Below are 18421 nucleotides of genomic sequence, written 5' to 3'. Positions count from 1 at the left end.
CGGCCGGCCTTGCGCATATGAGGACATCATGAATGACATCGTTTATCGTTCGACACCCGCCGTGCGCCAGGCATTGACTGCCACGTCGCTCGTAGCCCTGATGACGCTCGTGGGATCGCTGGGCCTCGCGGGCTGCGCATCGAAAGAACTGGGCTACGGCGTGGGACCTCAGGCCGAAGCCGAAATGCAGATGCGCGACGCCACGCGCGACCCGGCGCCCGACACACCCGGCATGTACCTGGGCCTGATCCAGCGCATGCAGGCCGAGGGACTCTATTACGCCTCGCTTGCCCATATCGACGCCTACGAACATCAGTACGGCGCGAGTCCGGATTCGATCGTGCTGCGTGCCGACGCGCTGCGTGCGACGGGACAGTCGGCTGCCGCCGCCAGTGCCTATGCGCAGTTGCTCAATACGCCGCTCGCGGCGCGCGGGCATCGCGGGCTGGGTTTGCTCGCGGGCGCGTCGGGCGACTTTCACAAGGCCGCCGCGGAGCTCGGCGAGGCCTCGCGGCTCGAACCCACGGACGCGGCGATGCTCTCGGATCTCGGCTACGCGCTGCTGCGCGAGGGCGACGTGACGGCGGCGCGCGTGCCGCTTCTCAAGGCCGTCGAGCTCGATGCGCACAATCCGAAGATCGCCGCCAATGTTGCGCTGTATCTCGTCGCGAGCGGCGACAAGACGAGCGCGCAGGCCCTGATGACGGAGCAGGGGCTTTCGCCCGAAGCGCGCGCGGCTGTCGAACATGATGCGCAGAACGTGGAGGCGGCACAGCATGCGCGCGCCATCGATCGCACGCGCGCGGCGCTGGCGAGCGCGGCCGTGCCGGCGCCGTCGGCCGCCGTGGCGAATGCGCAGGCGGGGTGGCCGGGCGGCGAGGCGCAGCCGCGGCTCGTCGAACGCTTCGCGCAGTGAAACGACGGATCACGCAGAACACGGGGACGGAGATGAAAAAGACAAACGACTATTTCAATGGCTATATCCATAGTCATGCTTATCAATATCAGAGCCGTGCTGCGCGATTCGTCATGCAGGCGAGCCTGTGCCTCGCGCTGTGCGCTTCGTTCGCGCCGCACGCACGCGCCCAGGCCAGCGACGCGGTGCCTGACAGCGAGGTCAGCCATTCGGCGCGGGCGTGGATCGAGCTTCAGCGCAGCAACGCCCAGGCGGCCCCGGCGTTGCCCATGCTGGGTGCGGAGGCCGGTTACGCCTGGCGCCGTTATCTGAAGTCGTTCGATTCGACCATTCCCGCGTCGTTCGGATCGTCGGTCGATTCGAGCGGCAGTGGGCAGGGCCAGGGCGGCGGGTTCGGCCCGGCGACTTCGACGAGCTCCTACTGACATGAAACCGCGCGAGTCCCGGCCGGTGAACCCTGGTGCGCGAGAAAACCGCCCGTTGCGGCGGCGGTTCGCGCGCTCGCGCACACTCGCGCGCATTCCGGGGCGTCGCGAGCGCGGCTCGATTGCATCCATGGCGGTGATCGCACTGATCGTGGCCGTGTCCGCACTTGGCGTGCTCGATCTCGCCAATATCTATCTCGTGCGGCGCTCGATGCAAAACGTGGCGGATCTTGCCGCGCTTGCCGCCGTTCAGCAGATGGACGACCAGTGCCAGCAGCCGCTCGCCACGGCGACGGCCAACGCGGCGAGCAATGGATTCACGGTGTCGTCGACGACCACGCTTACCGTGACCTGCGGGCGCTGGGGTTCGAGCGGCAGCGCGGGGGGCATGACGTTCGTGCCGAATGGCGAGACGCCGCTCAATGGTGTGATCGTCACCGTGTCGAAACGCGTGCCGTATTTTTTCGTGGGCCCGGCGCGTATCGTGCAGGCGACTTCCACGGCCAAGGCCACGGTAGTCGGCTCGTTCTCGCTCGCGACGACGCTTGCCCAGGTCAATCTGCTCAACGGGCTGCTCAGCTCGCTGCTGGGAACGAGCGTCAATCTGAGTCTCGTGTCGTGGAATGGCATTGCGAACGCCAATGTCACGTTAGGGCAGCTCGCAGCCGTGGCGACGAGCGCAGGCACGGTCAAAGGGCTGCTCAATACGAACGTGAGCGTGAGCGGGCTCGCGCAACTCATGATCAATGCGCTGCAAAGCGGTGGCAGCGTGGTATCGACCGACGTTGCGGCGAGCATCGCGGGTTTGCAGGCGATCGTTTCGGCGAGTGCGCTCAGTAACGTGCAGATTCCGATCGGGGCGACGGGGTCGTCGGCGGGGCTATTGTCGGTGGGATTGGCCGACGCGGAATCGGCCGCGAATGTGTCGCTCAATGCGTTGCAGGCGTTGACCGTGGCGGCGGAAATTGCGCAGAGCGGGAAATCGCCCGTAGCCGCGAGTGTGGATCTGTCGAGTGTCCCGGGTTTGGGGGCGTTGATTCCGCTTGGTCTTACGCTATCGGTGAACGTGCTCTCGCCACCGTCGATCGCGGTTGGCGAGGCGGGAACGAATCCGAATCCGCCGCCGCAGTGGCTAACTTATGCGCACAACGCGCAGGTGACGGTGCTGCTCAATGTCGGACTTGGTTCGGTCGGCATCAGCGGGGTGTTGAGCGCTACCGTGAATCTTCCGCTCTACGTAGAGGCGGCCCAAGCGACGGCTGGCCTCGCGTCCACCTACTGCGGGCCAACGGCGGCGCAGAGCAGTTCGACGATTGATGTGCAGACCGGTATTGCGAATCTATGTCTCGGGTCGCCGCCGACGTCGGCGGGACAGATTGCGGCTGGGCAGTGCGGAGGAACCGAGGCCTCGCTTGCCAGCGTCACACTGCTGTCGCTACTCGGCGGAGGCTTGACGGCGGGTGTGAATGCCAATCTTTCGCTACCGCTTGCCAACACGCAGGCCTACACGCTCACTTTCGACGGCAATGGCAATCTTCTCAGCAATACGCAGACGGGTTCGTCGGGATCGAGCGTGAGCACCTCGACGGGCGATGCGCTCGGCGGAGCGCTGACCAGTCTCGGCACGCAGTTGTCGAACGGCACCGGCTTGTCGCTGAGCGTAGGCAGCGCGCAGGTCGATCTCCGCTTGTTAGGGGGACTCGTTTCCGGCGTACTTGCGCCCGTCGTCTCCGCCGTCGACACCCTCCTCCTCGGTCCATTGCTCCAGCTGCTCGGCGTCCAGCTCGGCGTCGCCACGGTTACCGATTTCCCCCTGAGCTGCGGCGTTGCCCAAATCGTCAAATAGAGCCACACGATGCGAACTACCACCCCCATCGAGGAACTCGACCTCTACGTCTGGGAAGGCAAAGCCGACATCGTCGAGCGTGTTGCGCGCTGCATGGCGAGTCTCGACGTGGACGTGATCCGCGCCGACGATGTCACCCTCTCGGCGCAGCGCCTCGCCGCGCGCGCCTCTATCGCCGTCGTCAGCGTGAGCGTGATCGACACGGGCGCGCTCGTCCTGCGCGACTGGCAGGCCACGCACGGCATGCCCGTGATCTGGGTGGGGGCCGCCCCGCGCGACAACGACCCGGCCATGTACCCCTCGGAGTACTCGCACGTCCTGCCGCTCGATTTCACCTGCGCCGAACTGCGCGGCCTCGTCTCGAAGCTCGTGATCCAGCTGCGCGCGCATTCGGCGCAGGCGGCGGGGGCCGACGTGCTGGTCGCCGAATCGGAATCGATGCACGCGCTGCTCAAGGAGATCGAGACCTTCGCCGACTGCGACACGAGCGTGCTCGTGCACGGCGAAACCGGCACCGGCAAGGAGCGCGTGGCCGAGCTGCTGCACCGCAAGCACAGCCGCTGCAGCGAGGGGCCGTTCGTCGCCGTGAACTGCGGTGCGATTCCCGATGGCCTCTTCGAGTCGCTCTTTTTCGGCCACGCCAAGGGCTCGTTCACCGGTGCGGCGGTCGCCCACAAGGGCTACTTCGAGCAGGCCGACGGCGGCACGCTTTTTCTCGACGAAATCGGCGACTTGCCGCTCTACCAGCAGGTCAAGCTGCTGCGCGTGCTGGAAGACGGCACGGTGACGCGCATCGGCTCGGCCACGCCGGTGAAGGTCGAGTTCCGGCTCGTCGCGGCCACCAACCGGAACCTGCCGAACCTCGTGAAGGAGGGCACATTCCGCGCCGACCTCTACTACCGGCTCGCCGTGATCGAGCTCACCGTGCCGTCGCTCGAAGACCGCGGCCCGGTGGACAAGATCGCGCTCTTCAAGGCCTTCGTTTCGCTGGTGGTGGGCGAGGAGCGGCTCGGGGGGCTCCCCGAGCTGCCTTACTGGCTGGCCGATTCGGTGGCGGCCATGCGCTTTCCGGGCAACGTGCGCGAGCTGCGCAACCTGGCCGAGCGTATCGGCGTGACCGTGCGCCAGACCGGCAGCTGGGACGCGCCGCGCCTGCGCCGGCTGCTCGCGGGCTCGGGCGGCGCCCAGCCGGCACCCACCGAGTCGGTGGCGCAGCCCGTGGTCGATCGCAGCAAGTGGGACATGGCGGAGCGCAGCCGCCTGCTGGCGGCGCTTGACCAGAACGGCTGGCGGCGCAAGGATACGGCGCAATTTCTCGGCATCAGCCGCAAGGTGTTGTGGGAAAAGATACGCAAGTACCAAATTTTCGACGAGGAACCCGAAACCCGGGAAAGTGAGTAATAATTAGACGGTTTTGCCAAAACTAGAACTGTTCAAAGCAGGAACTACATGGACTACAAGTGGAGAGTTCGACAGGCAGCACTGGCAGTCATGGTGCTGTTCGGGGGTATCGAGGCAGGCTGCGCCCAGCCGCTGCCGCAGGACGCCGGCACGGCCGCCCAGCCGGCGGTGCAGGCGGCGCCGGCCGCATCCGAGGCGCTGCCGACCGCAGCGCAGCCGGCTCAAGCCGCGGCTGCCGGCCAAACGATTGCGCTGACGCCCGATGAGGCTCAGCAAAACGCGGCGGGCAATGTGGCCGAGCTGCAGCAGATGATCCGCGGTTCGGATCTGAACGAGCTGCGCACGACCTACAACGGCACGTATGGCGCGAGTCTGCTGTTCTACGGCAAGGAGATGACTTATTACGTCGCGCTGTTCCAGAACAAGACGTTCTGGCGCGTCATCAAGACCACCGACGAGACGCGCGCCGAGGCCATCTACCGGGATTTCGCGCTGAAGACGCAGCAGCTTTCCGAAGTCGAGATCCGCCGGATCCGGCTGGAGGCCCAGAAGGCCTTCACCGACCGCATGATCTCCCTGACTCAGGATCATGCGAACCGTCTGCAGGCGGACCTTGCGGTGGCACGCCAGCAGCAGGCGCTCGTGTCCGACCAGCAGAAGCAGACGCGCGACCAGGCGAATGCACTGCAGGCCCAGAAGACGGCCGCTCAGGACCAGCTGCGCGAAGTGCAGCGTCAGGTGCGCGAGTTGCAGCGCCAGGTGGAAGGCGGCTTGCCGACGCAATAAGCATAAGCGTCCCCGGTCTCAGGCCGCAGCGGTATGCGGCGGCTTGGGGGGCTTGAGGCAGCAGGTTGGGCCAAAGGAGAGGGCGGGCGCCTCAGGCGCGCCGCCCTGTTGTCTTTTGCCCGATGCTTTCCCGGGTTCGTACCTGGGTCTTGTCCAATACGGCGCTCCTCCAGGGGCGCCGTTGTCGTTTCGGCTGTGGCGCTTTCCCGCCGGCTATGGGCTATTGCCCGAATGCCCCTCTTCAGTGCACGCTCAACGGCTCGGCTTGCCGTGCACTGCGGCGCGACACGCTCTCCCAGACCGCCACCACGACCATTGCGACCGTCGTCAGCGTGCCGGTCATGAGGAGGTCGGTGTGCAGGGCGAGAGGCACCATCAGCGCGAAGAGCGCAAGGCCGATCCAGTGCGAGAGCGGGAACCCGCCGTAGACCACGCGCTTGTAGAGCCCGTTGCCCACCACGTAGAGCGCGGGGCCGCCGACCAGCAACCACGCCTCGGCGACCCCGACCCGCGCCGCAGGGTGCAGGATGACGAGGTCGTCGCCGGCGGCGGCCGCGATCATGCCGGCAATCAGCACGACATGAACGTAATGGAATGCCGCGGCCATCAGCCCCGGTTCCGCCGATTCCTCGATCGCCCGGCTGCCCGCGCGGCTGCTCGTGTCGAAATAGACCCACCACATGGCGATGCTGCCCGCGAAGCAGACGGCGAACGCAATCGCCGTGGGCAGGCTCCATGTGCCGAGATCGGAGAAGTTGCCGCCTGTCATCACCACCGATTCGCCCAGCGCGAGGATGACGAACGCCTGGCAGCGCTCGGCGATATGGCCGCCCTCCGCGCTGCGCCAGTCGGCGCCCGTCGAGCGGCCGAGTCCCGGCAGCGGGAAGCCGAACATCGGCGAGAGGTATTCGCAGAGCACCGCGGCGCTCCACCAGGCGAGCCGGGTACCGCCGGTGGCGAAGCCGCCGGCGATCCAGAGGCACCCCGAGATCGCGAGCCAGCCCGCGATGCGGCGGAAATTCGCGGTGAGCGCATGGCGCGGTCCGAGGAAAACGAGCACCACGAGACTGCGCCCGAGTTGCAGCACCCCATAGCTCGCGGCGAACATGAGGCCGCGCGTGTCGAACGCGAGCGGCAGGCTCGCCGCCATCACCATCCCCACCAGCATGACTGCGAACAACAGCAGCCGGACGGGGATGCGCTCAGGGTCGAACCAGTTCGTGACCCAGCAGGTGTACTGCCAGCCGAGCCAGACCGCGAACCACAGAATCAGCGTCTCGATGGCGCCGGCGAGCGAGAGGTCGTGGACGAGCCGGTGCGAGAGCTGCGTGACGGCGAACGCGTAGATGAGGTCGAAGAACAGCTCGACGTAGGTCACGGCGGCGTGCGTGCCGTCACGCTCGCGCAGGAAATGGGCGTTGCGGGTCGCGCTCATGCGGGCCGATGTCAGCAGTCAGCAGGGTGGGAAAGGCGCGGCCGTGAGGCCTGCGCCGGGTGGTGGCTCAGAGCCGGGTGCGTGATTCGCCGCGCACGGGCGTCCCGGCCGTTGGCCGTACGCTCCGGGCAGGCGGCGCCTCGTGCCGGATGTTGTCTCCGGCGATGGACTTCCATCAATCAGTGCTTGCCGCCGTGATGGCCGCTGTCGTGATGCTTCTTCTTGCCGTCGTCGTCGCCATGCTTGTGCTTGCTGGGCTCGGGTTCGATGGCAATCGGGTCGCTAGCCGGGAAGGTTTCCTCGAGCGCTTCGTCGAGCGGATCTTGTTGCGGCGGCGTGGGGGTTTTGGGTTGGGATGCGCTCATGGCAAGGCTCCGTGGCGGGGATCATGCGTGTCAGCATATCGCAACGGGCCAATTCATGAACGTATCTGGGTCGTGGCGGGCGCGCGAGGTCGGCGCACAAGACACGTCGCGCGCCGGCCGTGGACGGCCCCGCGCGCGACGGAATGCGAAGAAAAAACGTGGATCGAACCGGCTCAGGCGTTGCCCGAACCCTCGCCGCCGTTGTTGCCGCCGTTATTGACCGCGCCGTAGAGCCGGCGGCGGCGCGTGACGACCACCGGGCCGTCCTGCGACGACGGCCGCTCGCCCGAAGGCGCGGGCGCGGACCAGGATTCGCGCGGCTCTCTCGGTTCACGCGGCTCGCGCGGTTCTCTCGGCTCGCGGGGGCCATGGCCGCCGTGGCTGCCGTGCGGCCCGCGGCTCGTGTGTTCGCCGCCGTGCGCGGGACGCGCCGGGCGCGGACCCGGGCGCGTGCCGGTGTCGAGCTGGATCGTGGAGATGGCCCGCTTGTAGATGCCCTGCAAGCCCACGGGCGTGCGCAGCATCACCAGATACTGATCGAACGACTCGATGCACCCGGTCAGGCGGATGCCGTTGACCAGATAGATTTCGACGCGCTTGCGTTCCTTGCGCGCGGCGTTCATGAAGTCGTTTTGCGGATGCGATTCTGCGGAAGGCATGGACTAAGTTTTGACCTGGCGGCTCGATGCCGCATTCAGTTGGAAACGTTTGCTCGACGGGATTCTACCCTGTGTCGGCGAGGCACGCGTGCGCGAGCACGCGCTACAGCAGCACTATACCGGCTCGGCGCTTCGTTGGCAGATTGCAAGCGGCTGTTCATCATCGTGATCCCGGACCGGTGAACCCGGCGCGGCGTAACGTGTGGTGTGGACTACGATACACGACGCGCGAGCCCGCACTGTGACAGCGCGCCGCATTCGAGCGCCTTGACTTCACAGAGTAGTGCAAAGCGGCCGTGTGCGTGCGCCCGATTCTCGCCCATTCACGCACGATCGCGCCCAAGCGCCGGGTCAGAGGCCATTGTGGCGTTGCCTACCTCATTATTTCCGTGCGCTGAGTCACATCGCGGGAATAAGTCGATGCCCTGAAGCGTTTAACCATTAATCCCTGCCCGCGGCGCGCGCCTCGACATCACAAGGTGTCCCAGGCAAACCGGCACGCCGCGTCGCGCGGGGAATGGAGGAGGTGACGATGAAGCGTTTTCGCATGATTCTTGCATGTCTGACCCTGGCCGCGCTGTCCGGCGCGGGACTCGCCGCGTGCAGCGACATGGATTCGGGCGGTAACTCCTCGTCGGGAAGTTCGGGCAGCAGCTCGAGCGGCGCCTACTGACGGGCCGGCCGCGTGGCGCGTCACCCGTCGCCGGAATTCGAGTCTCAGGTCGTGGCGCAGCTTGCGCCACTGCGCCGCTATGCCCGCTCGCTCACCGGCGACACCGCGTGGGCCGACGATCTCGTGCAGGACGCCGCCGAGCGTGCGCTGTCGCGCTGGACCTCGTTCAAGCCCGAGAGCAACCTGCGCGCGTGGCTGCTGACGATTCTGCGCCACCTCTACATCGACCAGCTGCGCGGCCGCCGAGAAATCGCCGTGGACGACGAAAGCGCCCCGTGGCGCACGCTGGAGGCCCCGCGCGGCGAAGTCGACGGACTCGAACTGCGCGATCTGCAGCGCGCGCTGTATCAGCTGAGCACCACGCAGCGCGAAGTGCTGCTCCTCGTCTGTGTGGAGGAGTTGAGCTATGAGGAGGCCTCGGCCGTGCTGGGCGTGCCGGCGGGCACTGTGATGTCGCGCCTGTCGCGCGCGCGCGAGCATTTGCGCGGGCTGCTCGGTCAGGACCCGGCGCGACGCAGTACGACGCCGCTCAGAGTGGTGGGGACAACGCGATGAGCCATGACGACCTCGAACCGGATCCGCCGCGCGGCCAGAATGCGCCGCCGCAAGGTGCGACGGGCGCGGGCGGCGAGCCGCACGACGCACACGATCCACACGATGGCGACGAGGCGCTGCTCGCGGCGCTTTCCGCGTTCGTCGACGGCGAGCTGCCCGCGAGCGAGCAGGCTGCCGTCGACACGCGTCTCGCGGACGATCCACTCGCGGCGAGCCGCGTGGCGGCGTATCGCGCGCAGAAGTCGGCGTTGCGGGCGCTTTGCGGCGCCGATCCCGGCCCTGCGTCCTCCGTGTCATGTATCGTGCTGCGTCCGCGCGAGCCGTGGTGGCGGCGCTTCGGCATGGCCGCCGCCTGGTGCGTCGTGGGCGCGGGCGTGGCGCTTGCCGCCACGGCGCTCCTGCCGCGCGCGATGTCGGGCGGCGAGTGGGCAGAGGGCGGGGGCGGCAGCTGGTTCGCCTTCGACACAACGGACGCCTTCGCGCGCCGCGCCGACATCGCTTACGCGGTCTATACGCCGGAGCAGCGGCATCCCGTGGAGGTGGGGGCGAACGACGAGGGCCATCTTGTCGCGTGGCTCTCGAAGCGGCTTGGCAAGCCGCTGTCGGTGCCGTCGCTCCAGGCGTACGGTTATACGCTAGTGGGCGGACGCCTGTTGCCCGGCACCGTCGGGCCGGCGGCGCAGTTCATGTACGAGAACGACGCGGGCGAGCGGCTCACGCTCTACGTGAGCAATTCGGGTAAGGAGACGGGCGCCGTGCGCCTCTTGCGCGACGGCAATCGCCACACCTTCTACTGGACCACCGCCCACATGGGTTATGCGCTCTCCGGGCCGCCGACCGAAGGCAAGCTGCGCACCATCGCCTACACCGTGTGCGGCGCGCTCGGCGGCACGCCGGCGCAATGGTGAGCGCCGTGGTGACGCCCGCGGTGGGCGCAGAAGGCAGTGACGGTCCGCGCGTTCTGCCGCCGGGCATGAGCGAGGCCGCCTTCGAACGCGTGCTCGACGCCTTCGAGGCGATCGTCGGCGCCCCCAATGTCTGCCGTGGCGGCGCATCGCTCGAACCGTATTTCGATCCCTTCATGCCGGCCGCCGATCCGCACGCGTTTGCGCCTTCGGCGGCGCTATTGCCCGCGAGCGCTGAGGAGATCCGCGCCGTGCTGCGCGTGGCGAACGAAGCGCGCGTGCCGCTCTGGACGGTCTCCACCGGGCGCAACTTCGCATACGGTGGCGCGGCGCCGCGCCTGGCTGGCTCGGTCGTGCTCGACCTGCAGCGGATGAACCGCGTCCTCGCCGTGGACGAGCGGCTCGCGTACGCCCTCGTCGAACCCGGTGTGAGTTATTTCGATCTCTACACCCATCTGCGCGACGGCGGCTACCGGCTGTGGATCGATCCCCCCGCGGCGGGATGGGGCAGCGTGATGGGCAATACGCTCGAACGCGGCTTCGGCACCACGGCCTACGGCGACCACGCCGCGACGCTGTGCGGCATGGAGATCGTGCTCGCGAACGGCGATGTCGTGCGCACCGGCATGGGCGGGATCGAGACGGGCACCGCGTGGCAGCTCTACCGGTCCGGCTACGGGCCGGCGTTCGATGCGCTCTTCACGCAGTCCAACTACGGCATCGTCACGAAGATGGGGCTCTGGCTGATGCCCGCGCCGCCCGCGTTCGTGCTGGGCGAGGTGCAGATGCCGGGCGAGCAGGACCTCGCCGCGCTCGTCGATACCTTGCGGCCGTTGCAGCTCGACGGCACGATCCGCAATCACGCGGCGATCGAAGGGGCGATCCGGCGCGCGGCGGGCATTGCGCCGCGCTCGCGCTGGTTCGACGGCGCGGGGCCGATGCCCGAGGCGGCGGTCGAGGCGATGCAGCGCGATCTCGGTATCGGCCGCTGGAATCTGCACTTCGCGCTTTATGGCGTGCCCGAGGTGATCGAAGCGCAGCAGCGCGTAGTCGAGCGCGCATTCCATGCGTTGCCGGGCGCACGCATTTCGACGCAGCGCTATGCGGCAGGCGACGAGCCGCAGGGCGGTGGCGACCGCAATCTGGCCGGTATCCCCGCGATGAGCGCGTTTCGCATGCTCGACTGGCGCGGCGGCGAGGGCGCGCATGTGGACTTTTCTCCGCTGTGTCCTGCCGATGGCCGCGACGCGATGCGTCAGTACATGCTCGTGAAGAGCCGCGCGGCGGAGTACGGTTTCGACTACTACGGCGGCTTCACGGCGGCGGGGCGGCATCTGCATCACGTCTTCGCGGCGATCTTCGCGCGCGAGCGGCGCGACGACGCTGCGCGGGCCGGCGACCTGCTGCGCGCGTTGATGAGCGACGCGCGCGCGGCGGGCTACGGCGTGTACCGTTCGCATCTGCTATACATGGACTACGCCGCCGCGCAATACAGCTTCAACGACGGTGCGTTGCTGCGCCTTGCGCAAACGCTCAAGGACGCGCTCGATCCGCAAGGCGTGCTCTCGCCCGGCAAGCAGGGTATCTGGCCCGGGCGGTTGCGCGGCGAGCGCGGCTATACATAGGCAGCGAGGAGGCACGCGCGATGGACCGCAGGACTTTTCTGTGCGAGACGGGCGGCGCGTTGCTCGGCGCGGGAGTGGGGTGCGGCGGGTGGCGGATGTTACGCCAGACGCGCAGTGTGGCGCTGGCCGGCGTGGTGTTCGACCCCACGCTTGCCGCAGGTCAGGCGTTCGCGCGCCATGCCGCGCGGGCGGGCATCGAAGCGTGGTCTCTTGCCGACGACATCGGCATGCTCTGGCACACGCAACTCGCGCAGCGCCTCGATCCTCGCGCGCGATTGATCGCCGCGCTGCGGCCCGCGGATGCGTTCGTGCTCACGCGTCTCGCCGGATCGCGCGGCGTGCGCGTGCTTCTGCCCGCATCTTTCGGTCACGCAGCAACGGCTGCCGGCGAACTCAGCTTGCGGCCTGCTTCCTGATCTCTTCGTCGCGCAACTCGCGGCGCAGGATCTTGCCGATATTCGATTGCGGAAGCGTGTCGCGAAACTCGACCAGACGCGGCACCTTGTAGCCCGTCAACTGCTGGCGGCAGAACTGGATCAGCGCTTCTTCGGTGAGCGCAGGATCGCGCTTCACCACGAACACCTTCACGCGTTCGCCCTGCACCGGATCGGGCACGCCGATCGCCGCCACTTCGCGCACGCCCGGATGGGCGGCGAGCACGTCTTCGATCTCGTTCGGGTACACGTTGAAACCGGAGACGAGAATCATGTCCTTCTTGCGGTCGATGAGCCGTATATAACCCTGCGGATCCATCACGCCGATGTCGCCTGTCGCGAGCCAGCCGTCTGCGTCGAGCACCTTCGCGGTTTCGTCGGGACGCATCCAGTAGCCCCGCATGACCTGCGGTCCTTTCACGCACAGCTCGCCCGCCTCGCCGAGGTTGGCCCACGTGCCGTCGTCCTTGCGAAAGCGCACGAGCGTGGAGGGCGCGGGCAAGCCGACAAGTCCTTCGAAGTCCTGAAGATGATCGAGATCGACGGGATTCATCGTGACGATCGGCGAGCATTCGGTGAGGCCGTAGCCTTCGACGATGGGCTTGCCGGTCACTGCCTTGAAGCGCTCGGCCACGGCCTTCTGCGTGGCCATGCCGCCCGCCATCGCGAGCTTGAGGCCCGAGAAGTCGCGCTGGCGGAAGGCTTCGTTGTCAAGAAACGCGTTGTAGAGCGTGTTCACCGCCGACATGCAACTAAAGCGCTCGTGGCGGATCGTTTTCATCACGCGCTTCACGTCGCGCGGATTCGCGATGAGGATATTGCGCCCGCCGAGCGCCATGAAGATCATCGCGTTCACGGTGAGCGAATAGATGTGATAGAGCGGCAGCGGCGTGAGGACGGTTTCCTGGTCGGCGTCGAGCTGGCCGCCCGTCCAGGCCTTCGCCTGAAGCAGGTTCGCGAGCATGTTGCCGTGCGTGAGCATCGCGCCTTTGGCGACGCCCGTGGTGCCGCCCGTGTATTGCAGGAAGGCGAGGTCGTCGAACTTGACGTCCACGGGCGCGAACGGACGGCGCGCGCCCGCTTCGAGCGCGGCCAGCATCGTCACGGCTTGCGGAAGGCGGTAAGCGGGCACGAGTTTCTTCACGTGCCGCAGCATGAAGTTGATGAAGCGGCCCTTGAGGTTGAGCCCTTCGCCCAGCAGGTCGCCGAGCCCCGTCACCACAACGTGCTTCACGCGTGTGCCGGGCAACGCGTCTTCGAGAGTCTTCGCGAAGTTCTCGAACACGACGATCGTTTCGGCGCCGCTGTCCTTCAACTGATGCGCGAGCTCGCGCACCGTGTAGAGCGGGTTCACGTTGACCACGACAGCGCCCGCCTTGAGCGCGCCGAAAAGCGCCACCGGGTACTGCAACGTATTGGGCAGCATGATCGCCACGCGCTCGCCGGGCTTCACGCCCACGTCCTGCAGCCACGCGGCGAACGCGCTGGCCTTGCGCGCGAGCACCGCGTAGGTCATGGGCGAGCCCGCGCTCACGTAGGCCACGCGCTCGCCGAAGCGGGCCGTGCATTGGTCGAAGAACTGCGCGAGCGAGGCGTAAGAGTGGATGTCGACTTCGCGCGGCACATCGGCGGGATACGACGCGTACCAGACGCCGTCGGTGTCGGGCGCGGTGGCTTCGCGGGCGGGCGTGAGTGCGGCGGCGTCGGCGTGGGCGTTTGCGGGCGAACGGGGCGTGTCGGTCATGAGGTCTCTCCGGGCTTTTCGTTATAGCTTGAATCGTGCCACGGCGTGGCGCGGCAAGGAAGCTTGCCGGTAGGCGGGCAGGGGAAATCCGGGCGGGCCGCTCAAAAGCGCATAAATGAGCGCATAAAGGAGCGCAAAAGAAAAACCGCGCCGGGCATGACCCGGCGCGGCTTCGTGTGGTGCTGCACGGCGGCAGGACGATGCCGCCTGCGCGTTTCAGACGCTCGACACCTGTTTGGCCGACTGCGTCATGTCGATGCCGCGGCGCTCGCGGCTGAAGAGGATCAGGATGGCGATCAGCACGGCCACGGTGCCGGCGACGACGGCCATCGCCAGCGCATAGTTGTTGTCGTGCGTGACGGCGAACGAAGACTGCAGCGTGGCGTTGACCGAAGCGAACAGATTGCCGAGCTGATAAACAAGACCCGGGAAGGTCGCGCGGATTTCGTCGGGCGAGATCTCGTTCAGATGCACGGGGATCACGCCCCAGGCGCCCTGCACGGAAATCTGCATGAGGAACGCACCGAGCGCGAGCAGGATCGGGCCGCTGGAGAATGCCCACAGCGGCAACACCGGAAGCGCGAGCAGCGCGGCGATGAAGATGGCCCTGCGGCGGCCGATCTTCTCCGACACCGAGCCGAAGAAAAGCCCGCCCACGATCGCGCCGAGATTGAGCACGATGGTGATGAGCGAGACCGTATGCGGATCGAAGTGGTGTTGTTCGCGCAGGAAGGTCGGATACAGATCCTGGGTGCCGTGCGAGAAGAAGTTGAAGCACGTCATCAGCACGATCGCATAGATCGACAGCGCGAAATTGTGCTTGAGCGTGGCGAGCAGGCTTGGGCGCGCGCGCTTTTCCATTTCCTTGAACGCAGGCGATTCCGGCACGTGAGCCCGCACGTATAGCACGAGCAGCGCCGGCAGCACGCCGACAAAGAACATGCCGCGCCAGCCCACATGCTCGTAAAGCACGCCGAACACGACCGACGCGAGCAGGAAGCCGCTCGGGTAGCCGGCCTGCAGCAGCCCCGAAACCGCGCCGCGCGCCTTGGGCGGAATGGTTTCCATCGTGAGCGCGGAGCCCACGCCCCATTCGCCGCCCATCGCGATGCCGAAGAGCGAGCGCAGCACGAGGAAAGTCATGAGGTTGGGCGAGAAGCCGGTGAGCAGCTCGAACAGCGAGTAGCACGCGATGTTGATCATCAGCGTGGGCCGGCGGCCGAACTTGTCGGCGAGGCGGCCGAAGATCAGCGCGCCGAGCGGGCGCATGGCCAGCGTGAGCGTGATGGCGAACGCGACATCGGGAATCTTGGTGTTGAATTCGTGGGCAATGTCTTTCAGGACGAAAACCGTCAGAAAGAAGTCGAACGCGTCGAGCGTCCAACCCAGATAGGCGGCGATCGTGACGTTTCTCTGTTCCCGCGTCCAGCTCATGTGATTGTTCTCCTGGTATGGCTTTACGGTGCCGTCTAGGGCGGCGATGTCTCGTGCAGCCCGCGGCGCCCCGCGCAACGGACCTGCGCCGAAGTGTACGCCCGGGATTAAACAATTGCATGAATGCTGACATCAACCTCGGGCTAATCCCTGGCTGATTCGTTTTGAATGAAATTTAAATGTAATTTAAAAGTAAATTAAATGAATGGATTCGCGTCGATCATGGTGCGGAGGCCGTCGCGGCGGACTTGCTGCCTGACTGTTACCGGGAGAGCCAGTCGAGTGCGCCGGCGATAACGGGACGCCATTCGGTCATCCGGGATTGACGCAGGAGAGTGAACGACCGTGCTTTTCCTTATTTACCTGGCGAGAACGCGTCGCTAGAATCGATCGCCAATGTCGGAGAGCCGGCGAGCCCGGCATCTCCAGACCCCATGGCCGCGCTTCGCGCCGGCCGCCGTGAGACACAGGAACAGGAGACTTCAAGCATGCAGGTCAGGGACATGTTCGAACTGGGCGGGCAGGTGGCGCTCATCACCGGCGGTTCGCGCGGGCTAGGGTTGCAGATGGCCGAGGCGCTGGGCGAGATGGGGTGCCGCGTGGTCATCACGGCGCGCAAGGCGGACGAACTGGCGCAGGCGCAGCGCCATCTCCAGGGGCTCGGGATCGAGGCGACGACGGTCGTGACCGACCTGCAGCGCGCCGAAAGTATCGCGCCGCTCGTCGATGAAACGCTCGCGGCCTGCGGCAAGATCGATATCCTCGTGAACAACGCGGGCGCCACGTGGGGGGCACCGGCGGAAAACTATCCCGACGAGGCGTGGCACAAGGTCATGAACCTGAACGTCAACGCGCCGTTCTTCCTCGCGCGCGAAGTCGGCAAGCGCAGCATGATCCCGCGTCAGAGTGGCAAGATCATCAACGTGGCCTCGATCGCGGGCCTCAAGGGGACGCTCGGCCCCATGCAGACCATCGCGTACAACACCTCGAAAGCCGCCGCCATCAACTTCACGCGCGCGCTCGCCGCGGAATGGGGCAAGTACGGCATCAACGTGAATGCGATCTGCCCGGGCTTCTTCCCCTCGAAGATGTCGGCCGGATTGCTCGACAAGCTGGGGCAGACGGTCATCGACCACACGCCGCTCAAGCGCCTCGGCGACGACGACGACCTCAAGGGCGCCGTCGTGCTTCTCGCGAGCGCGGCGGGCCGCCACATCACGGGCCAGTATCTGGCCGTCGACGGCGGCGCGAGCGTCGTCTGACGCCTGTTGCGTGTTCCGCGCGCGCCGCAGGCCTCGCGGCGTGCGCGCCGATTGTCCACGTGCACGCGATGAGCGGCGCACCTTCAACGAGACAGAACCTGCCATGCCCACGTCAGTCCCGTCGCAACCGGCTTCTCATCCTGCCAACTCTGGTTCCCAACCGTCTGCCGAGGCCGGCTCGCCCATTGCGAGGCCCCACCTGCCTTCGCCGCACTGGCCCGCGCATCTCTCGCCGCACCTCACGGTTCCGGCCACGAACCTGTTCTACAACGCCGAGGTTTCGGCGGCCCGTTTCCCCGACAAACCCTACATCGTCTTCTACGACACGCCCGTCACGTTCGCGCAGTTCAAGGACGAGGCCGAGCGCATGGCCGGCTATCTCCAGCAGCACTGCGGCGTGAAGGCCGGCGACCGCGTGCTGCTCTACATGCAGAACAGCCCGCAATGGATCCTTGCGTACTACGCCATCCTGCGCGCGAACGCCGTGGTGGTGCCGGTCAATCCGATGAACATGACCGAGGAGCTCGCGCATTACGTGGAGGACAGCGGGGCGAGCACCGCGTTCGTCGCGCAGGAGCTGTATCCGCGCATCGCGCCGCATGTGAGCAAAGGGCAGGGGACCGAGACGGAGCCGGGGCTGCAGCGGCTGATCGTCGCGACGTATAGCGATTACGTGAAGGGCGAGCCGTCGTCGCCTGTGCCCGAATTCGTCAGCGCGCCGCGCCACGTGGAGGGGCCGGGCGTCGTGCACTGGGCCGATGCGCTCGCGCTGCGCGCGACGCCAGGACCGCTCACGGCAGGCCCCGACGATCTTTGCGTGATGCCCTATACCTCGGGCACGACCGGCAAACCCAAAGGCTGCATGCACACGCACCGAAGCGTGATGAGCACGGCGGTGGGCGGCTGCAACTGGTTCGGCAGCAATCAGGATGCCGTGCAGCTTTCCGTGCTGCCGTTCTTTCATGTGACCGGCATGCAGGGCGGCATGAACAGCCCGCTCTATAACGGCTCGACCATCGTGGTGCTGCCGCGCTGGGACCGCGACGCCGCCGCGCGCGCCATCGAGCATTACCGCATCAACGGCTGGCAGGCCATCTCGACCATGGTGGTCGACTTCATTTCGAATCCGCGCATCGGCGAATATGACCTGTCGAGTCTCGCTTGGATGCGCGGGGGCGGCGCAACGATGCCCGATGCCGTCGTCAAGAAGCTGCGCGATTTGACGGGCCTCGAGTTCGTCGAAGGCTATGGCATGTCCGAGACCATGGCCGGCACGCACATCAATCCTCCGCATCGGCCGAAACCGCAGTGCCTGGGCATCCCGGTGTTCGACGTGGACTCGCGCGTCATCGACCCGATCACGCTGGAGGAAGTGCCCGACGGCGAGTCGGGCGAGCTGATCATGCATGCGCCGCAAGTGATGCAGGGGTACTGGCGCAATCCGCAAGCCACGCGCGAGGCCTTCATCGAGCGCGACGGCAAGCGGTTCCTGCGCACCGGCGACCTCGTGCGGCGCGACGCGGAGGGTTACTACTTCATCACCGACCGCCTCAAGCGCATGATCAATGCGTCGGGCTACAAGGTCTGGCCGGCCGAAGTCGAGGCGCTGATGTACCGCCATCCTGCGATCAAGGAGGTGTGCGTGATCGGCACGCAGGACGCGCGTCGCGGCGAAACGGTGAAGGCCTGCGTGGTGCTCGACCCGAAGCAGGCGGGCACCGTGAGCGAGGACGACATCATCGCGTGGGCGCACGACAACATGGCGGCGTACAAGGCGCCGCGCGTCGTGCAGTTCGTCGAGACGCTGCCCAAGTCGGGCAGCGGCAAGATCCTGTGGCGCAAGTTACAGGAAGACGAGGCGAACGCGCCGCGCGGCTGAAGGCTGGCGTTGCAGCGTTTCGTCACGATGCAGGCCGGCCTTGCGTTTGACGGCGAAGGGTCGGCCAATACATCGTC

The 18421-nt window shown here is 66.7% G+C and carries 17 protein-coding genes; 12 read left to right on the top strand and 5 right to left on the bottom strand.

The window, feature by feature from the left end; all coding sequences use genetic code 11:
* Nucleotides 1-28 precede the first annotated feature (28 nt).
* The 5 genes from U5760_RS02835 to U5760_RS02815 are packed head-to-tail and all read left to right on the top strand — an operon-like array spanning nt 29 to nt 5374.
* Nucleotides 29-916 (top strand): pilus assembly protein, encoded by an 888-nt coding sequence (locus U5760_RS02835; protein ID WP_415914024.1) that lies wholly within the window; start codon nt 29-31, stop codon nt 914-916.
* A 32-nt stretch (nt 917-948) separates the two neighbouring features.
* A complete protein-coding gene (locus U5760_RS02830; protein WP_322009458.1) occupies nt 949-1341 on the top strand; it encodes a DUF3613 domain-containing protein in 393 nt (130 codons plus the stop codon).
* 1 nt (nt 1342) lies between these two features.
* Nucleotides 1343-3187 (top strand): TadG family pilus assembly protein, encoded by a 1845-nt coding sequence (locus U5760_RS02825; RefSeq protein ID WP_322009456.1) that lies wholly within the window; start codon nt 1343-1345, stop codon nt 3185-3187.
* 9 nt (nt 3188-3196) lie between these two features.
* Nucleotides 3197-4588 (top strand): sigma-54 dependent transcriptional regulator, encoded by a 1392-nt coding sequence (locus U5760_RS02820; RefSeq protein ID WP_322009455.1) that lies wholly within the window; start codon nt 3197-3199, stop codon nt 4586-4588.
* Between the two features lie 48 nt (nt 4589-4636).
* Entirely contained in the window at nt 4637-5374 is a 738-nt protein-coding gene (locus U5760_RS02815) for a DUF2968 domain-containing protein (RefSeq protein ID WP_322009453.1), read from the top strand.
* A gap of 241 nt (nt 5375-5615) precedes the next feature.
* Here the strand turns inward: U5760_RS02815 and U5760_RS02810 are convergent, their stop codons facing one another.
* The 3 genes from U5760_RS02810 to hfq all read right to left on the bottom strand — a co-directional run bounded on the left by U5760_RS02810 (nt 5616) and on the right by hfq (nt 7833).
* Nucleotides 5616-6809, bottom strand: a complete 1194-nt coding sequence (locus tag U5760_RS02810; protein WP_322009452.1) for a low temperature requirement protein A — start codon at nt 6807-6809, stop codon at nt 5616-5618.
* Between the two features lie 179 nt (nt 6810-6988).
* On the bottom strand, nt 6989-7174 hold the full coding sequence (locus U5760_RS02805) for a hypothetical protein (protein ID WP_322009450.1): 186 nt from the start codon (nt 7172-7174) through the stop codon (nt 6989-6991).
* A 173-nt stretch (nt 7175-7347) separates the two neighbouring features.
* A complete protein-coding gene (gene hfq, locus U5760_RS02800; RefSeq protein ID WP_322009449.1) occupies nt 7348-7833 on the bottom strand; it encodes an RNA chaperone Hfq in 486 nt (161 codons plus the stop codon).
* A gap of 532 nt (nt 7834-8365) precedes the next feature.
* Here hfq and U5760_RS02795 point away from each other — a divergent pair.
* Genes U5760_RS02795 through U5760_RS02775 form a run of 5 tightly spaced genes read left to right on the top strand, consistent with a single transcriptional unit; the run spans nt 8366 to nt 12007 of the window.
* Nucleotides 8366-8506 (top strand): hypothetical protein, encoded by a 141-nt coding sequence (locus tag U5760_RS02795; RefSeq protein ID WP_322009448.1) that lies wholly within the window; start codon nt 8366-8368, stop codon nt 8504-8506.
* A 12-nt stretch (nt 8507-8518) separates the two neighbouring features.
* Nucleotides 8519-9061 (top strand): sigma-70 family RNA polymerase sigma factor, encoded by a 543-nt coding sequence (locus U5760_RS02790; protein ID WP_322009446.1) that lies wholly within the window; start codon nt 8519-8521, stop codon nt 9059-9061.
* A complete protein-coding gene (locus tag U5760_RS02785; protein ID WP_322009444.1) occupies nt 9058-9969 on the top strand; it encodes an anti-sigma factor in 912 nt (303 codons plus the stop codon). The genes U5760_RS02790 and U5760_RS02785 overlap by 4 nt, the downstream gene beginning before the upstream one ends.
* The gene (locus tag U5760_RS02780; protein WP_322009442.1) at nt 9963-11591 is read left to right on the top strand and encodes an FAD-binding oxidoreductase; all 1629 of its coding nucleotides are present in this window, start codon (nt 9963-9965) and stop codon (nt 11589-11591) included. Before U5760_RS02785 ends, U5760_RS02780 begins: the two co-directional genes overlap by 7 nt.
* Nucleotides 11592-11611: 20 nt before the next feature.
* Complete coding sequence (locus tag U5760_RS02775; protein WP_322009441.1) at nt 11612-12007, top strand: hypothetical protein; 396 nt, start codon at nt 11612-11614, stop codon at nt 12005-12007.
* On the opposite strand, the gene U5760_RS02770 is transcribed toward U5760_RS02775, so the two are convergent.
* The gene (locus U5760_RS02770) at nt 11985-13769 is read right to left on the bottom strand and encodes an AMP-binding protein (protein ID WP_322009439.1); all 1785 of its coding nucleotides are present in this window, start codon (nt 13767-13769) and stop codon (nt 11985-11987) included. The genes U5760_RS02775 and U5760_RS02770 overlap by 23 nt on opposite strands.
* A gap of 216 nt (nt 13770-13985) precedes the next feature.
* Nucleotides 13986-15203, bottom strand: coding sequence for an MFS transporter (locus U5760_RS02765; protein ID WP_322009437.1), 1218 nt, complete (start codon nt 15201-15203; stop codon nt 13986-13988).
* 488 nt (nt 15204-15691) lie between these two features.
* Between U5760_RS02765 and U5760_RS02760 the strand changes: the two genes are divergently transcribed.
* The gene (locus U5760_RS02760; protein ID WP_322009436.1) at nt 15692-16465 is read left to right on the top strand and encodes an SDR family oxidoreductase; all 774 of its coding nucleotides are present in this window, start codon (nt 15692-15694) and stop codon (nt 16463-16465) included.
* 103 nt (nt 16466-16568) lie between these two features.
* Complete coding sequence (locus tag U5760_RS02755; protein WP_322009435.1) at nt 16569-18344, top strand: long-chain fatty acid--CoA ligase; 1776 nt, start codon at nt 16569-16571, stop codon at nt 18342-18344.
* The last annotated feature ends 77 nt before the right edge of the window (nt 18345-18421 follow it).

This window comes from Paraburkholderia sp. J12, assembly GCF_905220215.1.
Taxonomy (GTDB): domain Bacteria; phylum Pseudomonadota; class Gammaproteobacteria; order Burkholderiales; family Burkholderiaceae; genus Paraburkholderia.
The sequence above is the reverse complement of the archived record's forward strand: the minus strand, read 5'-3'. Positions and strand labels throughout refer to the sequence as shown.

Excerpts from the sequence above, each read along its gene's own strand:
- U5760_RS02815 (WP_322009453.1), top strand. The coding sequence starts at position 4,637 with ATGGACTACAAGTGGAGAGTTCGACAGGCAGCACTGGCAGTCATGGTG.
- U5760_RS02755 (WP_322009435.1), top strand. The coding sequence starts at position 16,569 with ATGCCCACGTCAGTCCCGTCGCAACCGGCTTCTCATCCTGCCAACTCT.
- U5760_RS02810 (WP_322009452.1), bottom strand. The coding sequence starts at position 6,809 with ATGAGCGCGACCCGCAACGCCCATTTCCTGCGCGAGCGTGACGGCACG.
- U5760_RS02820 (WP_322009455.1), top strand. The coding sequence starts at position 3,197 with ATGCGAACTACCACCCCCATCGAGGAACTCGACCTCTACGTCTGGGAA.
- U5760_RS02825 (WP_322009456.1), top strand. The coding sequence starts at position 1,343 with ATGAAACCGCGCGAGTCCCGGCCGGTGAACCCTGGTGCGCGAGAAAAC.
- U5760_RS02770 (WP_322009439.1), bottom strand. The coding sequence starts at position 13,769 with ATGACCGACACGCCCCGTTCGCCCGCAAACGCCCACGCCGACGCCGCC.
- U5760_RS02835 (WP_415914024.1), top strand. The coding sequence starts at position 29 with ATGAATGACATCGTTTATCGTTCGACACCCGCCGTGCGCCAGGCATTG.
- U5760_RS02830 (WP_322009458.1), top strand. The coding sequence starts at position 949 with ATGAAAAAGACAAACGACTATTTCAATGGCTATATCCATAGTCATGCT.
- U5760_RS02805 (WP_322009450.1), bottom strand. The coding sequence starts at position 7,174 with ATGAGCGCATCCCAACCCAAAACCCCCACGCCGCCGCAACAAGATCCG.
- U5760_RS02760 (WP_322009436.1), top strand. The coding sequence starts at position 15,692 with ATGCAGGTCAGGGACATGTTCGAACTGGGCGGGCAGGTGGCGCTCATC.
- hfq (WP_322009449.1), bottom strand. The coding sequence starts at position 7,833 with ATGCCTTCCGCAGAATCGCATCCGCAAAACGACTTCATGAACGCCGCG.
- U5760_RS02780 (WP_322009442.1), top strand. The coding sequence starts at position 9,963 with ATGGTGAGCGCCGTGGTGACGCCCGCGGTGGGCGCAGAAGGCAGTGAC.
- U5760_RS02785 (WP_322009444.1), top strand. The coding sequence starts at position 9,058 with ATGAGCCATGACGACCTCGAACCGGATCCGCCGCGCGGCCAGAATGCG.
- U5760_RS02765 (WP_322009437.1), bottom strand. The coding sequence starts at position 15,203 with ATGAGCTGGACGCGGGAACAGAGAAACGTCACGATCGCCGCCTATCTG.
- U5760_RS02775 (WP_322009441.1), top strand. The coding sequence starts at position 11,612 with ATGGACCGCAGGACTTTTCTGTGCGAGACGGGCGGCGCGTTGCTCGGC.
- U5760_RS02795 (WP_322009448.1), top strand. The coding sequence starts at position 8,366 with ATGAAGCGTTTTCGCATGATTCTTGCATGTCTGACCCTGGCCGCGCTG.